Annotated in this window: 4 protein-coding genes; 2 read left to right on the forward strand and 2 right to left on the reverse strand. The window is 68.8% G+C overall.

Features of this window, described 5'->3' with window-relative positions; translation table 11 throughout:
• A partial coding sequence (locus tag KH616_RS22555; RefSeq protein WP_292252123.1) for a 2Fe-2S iron-sulfur cluster-binding protein occupies positions 1–585 on the reverse strand: 585 nt, incomplete at its 3' end.
• Positions 586–828: 243 nt separating this feature from the next.
• Here KH616_RS22555 and KH616_RS22560 point away from each other — a divergent pair.
• Positions 829–2,043: an MFS transporter gene (locus KH616_RS22560; protein ID WP_292252124.1), complete on the forward strand. Its 1,215-nt coding sequence runs from the start codon at positions 829–831 to the stop codon at positions 2,041–2,043.
• A gap of 198 nt (positions 2,044–2,241) precedes the next feature.
• Here the strand turns inward: KH616_RS22560 and KH616_RS22565 are convergent, their stop codons facing one another.
• Positions 2,242–3,132, reverse strand: coding sequence for an EamA family transporter (locus tag KH616_RS22565; protein ID WP_292252125.1), 891 nt, complete (start codon positions 3,130–3,132; stop codon positions 2,242–2,244).
• A 130-nt stretch (positions 3,133–3,262) separates the two neighbouring features.
• Here KH616_RS22565 and KH616_RS22570 point away from each other — a divergent pair.
• Positions 3,263–3,997 (forward strand): AraC family transcriptional regulator (locus tag KH616_RS22570; RefSeq protein ID WP_292252126.1); only part of this gene is annotated, 735 nt, incomplete at its 3' end.

Raw genomic sequence — 3,997 nt, forward strand, 5'->3', positions numbered from 1 at the left:
GGCATCGACCGGTTCGGCCGGCTGCGGAGCGCCTTCGCCGGTTGCACCTTCGCCGGCCGCATCGAACATCCTCACCGCGGCGTCGATGATCGGCCGGTAGCCGGTGCAGCGGCACAGGTTGCCGGTCAGCGCATCGGCGATCTCGGTCCGCGACGGCACGCCCTTGTCACCGCACGCGCCGCCACACGCCGCATGGCCATGCTTCTCGTACAGCGCCCACATCGACATCACGAAACCCGGCGTGCAGAAGCCGCATTGCGAACCGTGGCAATCGACCATCGCCTGCTGCACCGGATGCAGCGAGCCGTCCGGCCGGCGCAGGTCCTCGACGGTCAGCAGCGCCTTGCCGTCGAGCGTCGGCAGGAACCGGATGCATGCATTGACGGCCTTGAATGCAACCGTGCCCGCGTCGGTCAGCTCGCCGACGACGACCGTGCATGCGCCGCAATCGCCTTCCGCGCAGCCTTCCTTGGTGCCGGTGCAATGCGCGTCCTCGCGCAGGTACTGCAGCACGGTACGGGTCACGTCCGCGCCGCTGACTTCACGGATCGCATGGCGATGATAGAAACGGATCGGCTCACTCATGTCTCGTCGCATTCCTGAAATTGGGCATGCCCGCTCGCGCCAATGCGCCGGGCTGTCGTCCTGATGACAGTTTGCACGCTATCACCGTCAATTTCCGCAACCCATAGCCGATTCCGCATGACGCGCATATAACTGTGACGATATGCGGCCCGGCAGGCGATTAACTAAATGGTACCTGCGAAAAAACCGGTTCCATGTGAAAATCCGGCTTTCTTTCCGGCCGTCGCCCACCATTCCGACCCCATGTCAACCGATTCCGCCCCCCCGCCGCGCAGCGGGTTTGCCGTCACGCTGCAAATCGTCTCCGTCGTCTGCTTCACGTTCATCTGCTATCTGACCATCGGCCTGCCGCTCGCGGTACTGCCGGGCTTCGTCCACGGCGATCTGGGTTTTTCGGCGATCGTCGCCGGTGCCGCGATCAGCGTGCAGTATTTCGCGACGCTGGCATCGCGGCCGCTCGCCGGGCGCCTCGCCGATTCGCTCGGCCCGAAACAGACCGTGGTGCGCGGGCTGATCCTCTGCGGCGTATCGGGCGTGCTGCTGCTGGTCGCGCTGCTGCTCGCGCGCTGGCCGGCCGCGAGCCTCGTGCTGCTGGTCGCGAGCCGGCTCGTGCTCGGCGTCGGCGAAAGCCTGTGCGGCACCGGCGCGATCCTGTGGGGGATCGGCCGCGTCGGCGTCACGCACAACGCACGCGTGATTTCCTGGAACGGCATCGCGACCTACGGCGCACTGGCGCTCGGCGCGCCGATCGGCGTCTCGATCGACCATGCGCTGAACCCGGCGCTGATCGGCGTGATCGTGATCGCGCTCGCCGCGCTCGGTTATTACCTCGCGCGCCTGATCGCGGCGGTGCCGGTCGTGCACGGCGAGCGGATGTCGTATGCGAGCGTGTTTACGCGCGTGCTCCCGCACGGCCTCGGTCTCGCGCTCGGCTCGGCCGGTTTCGGCTCGATCGCGACGTTCGTAACGCTGTATTACGCAGCCCGCCACTGGCCGAACGCCGCGCTGTCGCTGACCGTGTTCGGCGCGCTGTTCATCGGCGCGCGCCTGCTGTTCGCGAACACGATCAAGACCTACGGCGGCTTCCGCGTCGCGATCGTGTCGTTCGCGTTCGAATGCGCGGGGCTTCTGTTGCTGTGGCTCGCACCGATGCCGCATGTCGCGCTCGTCGGCGCGGCGCTGACCGGCTTCGGCTTCGCGCTGATCTTCCCTGCGCTCGGCGTCGAGGCGGTCGCGCTCGTGCCGCCCGCGAGCCGCGGCGCGGCATTGTCCGCGTATTCGGTCTTTCTCGATCTGTCGCTCGGCATCACCGGGCCGCTCGCCGGTTATGTCGCCGGGGCATTCGGATATCCGCAGGTCTTTCTGTTCGCTGCCGTGGCGGCGGCGGCGGGCGTCGCGCTGTCGACCATGCTGTATCAACGGCAGAGCCGGCTGAGCGGCCAGGGCGCGGCGGCCTGAGCGTCGCCGCTTCGCCAGGCCAGCGGCCCGCCTTGCCGCGCCATCTTGCCAGACGATACAAAGCCGCCCGCATCACGCGGGCGGCTTTGTTTTAACCGGGCACGACGCAAGCCGTCGCCACGTTCGGGTGTCGCGCCGCTATGGCGATGCCGCGTTGCCGCGCGTGCGCGTCATCCAGCCGGCGCGGACGCGCCCGCGTCAGGCAGTGCGCACGAACAGTCGGCGCGCCAGGTCGAACGCGACCAGATTGCCGGCGACGACCAGCAGCAGGCCGACCACCGCCAGCCCCGACCACCGGTATCCCTCGAACACGGTCGACACGGCGAGCGCGACGATCGGGAACAGCACCGTGCAATAGGCGGCGCGCTCCGGCCCGATGCGGCCGACGAGCGTCAGATACGCGGTGAACGCGATCACCGAGCCCGGCACGGCCAGATACGCGAGCGCGCCGAGATAGCGCGGGCTCGTGTCGAGCGTGAACGGCAACCCGGCCGCAAGGCCGCCGACCGTCAGGATCGCGGCGCCGATCAGCATGGCCCAGCCGTTGGTCGCCAGGGGATGAAGCCCCATCGACTGCATCCGGCTCGACAGCAGATTGCCGACCGAGAAGCACATCGTGCCCGCGAGCGCGATCGCGAGGCCCAGCCAGGTCGCGTGATCGTCGAGACGCCCCGCCATCTGCTGCCAGAACAGGCACGCGATGCCGCCCAGGCCGAGCAGCGAGCCCGCGAGCGCGGACGGCCGCAGCGGACGGCCCATGAACAGCCGGCCATTGATCGAGTTGAGCAGCGGCGCGGTCGAGAAGATCACCGCCACGAGGCCGCTCGGCACGACCTGCTCCGCATAGTAGAAGCACAGGAAATTCACGCAGAACAACGCGAAGCCCTGCGCGGCGAGGAAGCGCCACGCGGCGCGCGGCGGGCGGATCGGCCGGCGCATCGCGCGCAGCAGCACGAACATCACCGTCGATGCGAGCCAGAAGCGCCATGCGATCGAGACGGGCGGCGGCACGCTGCCCAGTTGCCACTTGATGGCGATCCAGGTGGTTCCCCAGATCAGCACGGTGACGATGTAAAGCGACAGATTCATGGCGGAGTCGAAGCAAAAACAGGGGCTGCGACTATGCCGTCTCGCGCGGGGCGGCACTTGTCCGGAATTGCGGTCTTTTCCGGCCGGCGCCCCGGCGCGTGCGGGCGCTTGCTTATATACTCGGCGCATCATGCACACCCCGCCCGCCCTCGCGCTCGCCGCCCACCAGCCCGCCGCCGATTTCGGCGCGACCGGCACCGCGCCGTTCGGCCTGCAATCGGTATGCCGCACGCTGAGCGAAGCAAACGCGACGCTCGAACGTTTCGCGTGGCTCGGCGACCAGCTCGCGATCGCCGAATGGACGCGCGTCACCGAGGAAAGCGAGACGGTCTACGTGAAGCCCGGGCATCACACGCTGTCGTGCTATCTCGACGGTGGCTACCGCACCGAGCGGCAGAAGGTGCCGCGCTACGGCGCGCCGAGCCTGCTCTGCGCGCTGCCGGGCGATCACGAATCGCGCTGGTGGGTGCGCGGCGAGATGCACTTCGTCCACCTGTACTTCCTGCCCGAGCATTTCACGCAGCGCGCGATCCGCGAACTCGACCGCGAACCGCGCGAGCTGACGCTCGCGGACCGCACCTATTTCGAGGATGCCCGGGTCGCCGCGCTATGCCGCTCGCTCGCGCTGGAGCGCTGGGACGACGCCGACGGACGGCTGCGCGCGAATGAGACCGCGCACGACATGCTGAGCCTCCTGCTGCGCGGCCAGACCGTGACGCGCACCGACACGCCGTTCCGCGGCGGTCTCGCGCCGGCCGTGCGCCGCCGCGTGCGCGACTACATCGACACCTACCTGACGCAGCCGCTGACGCTCGGCGAGCTGGCCGGCGTCGCGGCGCGCAGCGCGATCGAGCGCGTCGCGCAG

This window comes from Burkholderia sp., from assembly GCF_018375725.1.
Lineage (GTDB): Bacteria > Pseudomonadota > Gammaproteobacteria > Burkholderiales > Burkholderiaceae > Burkholderia.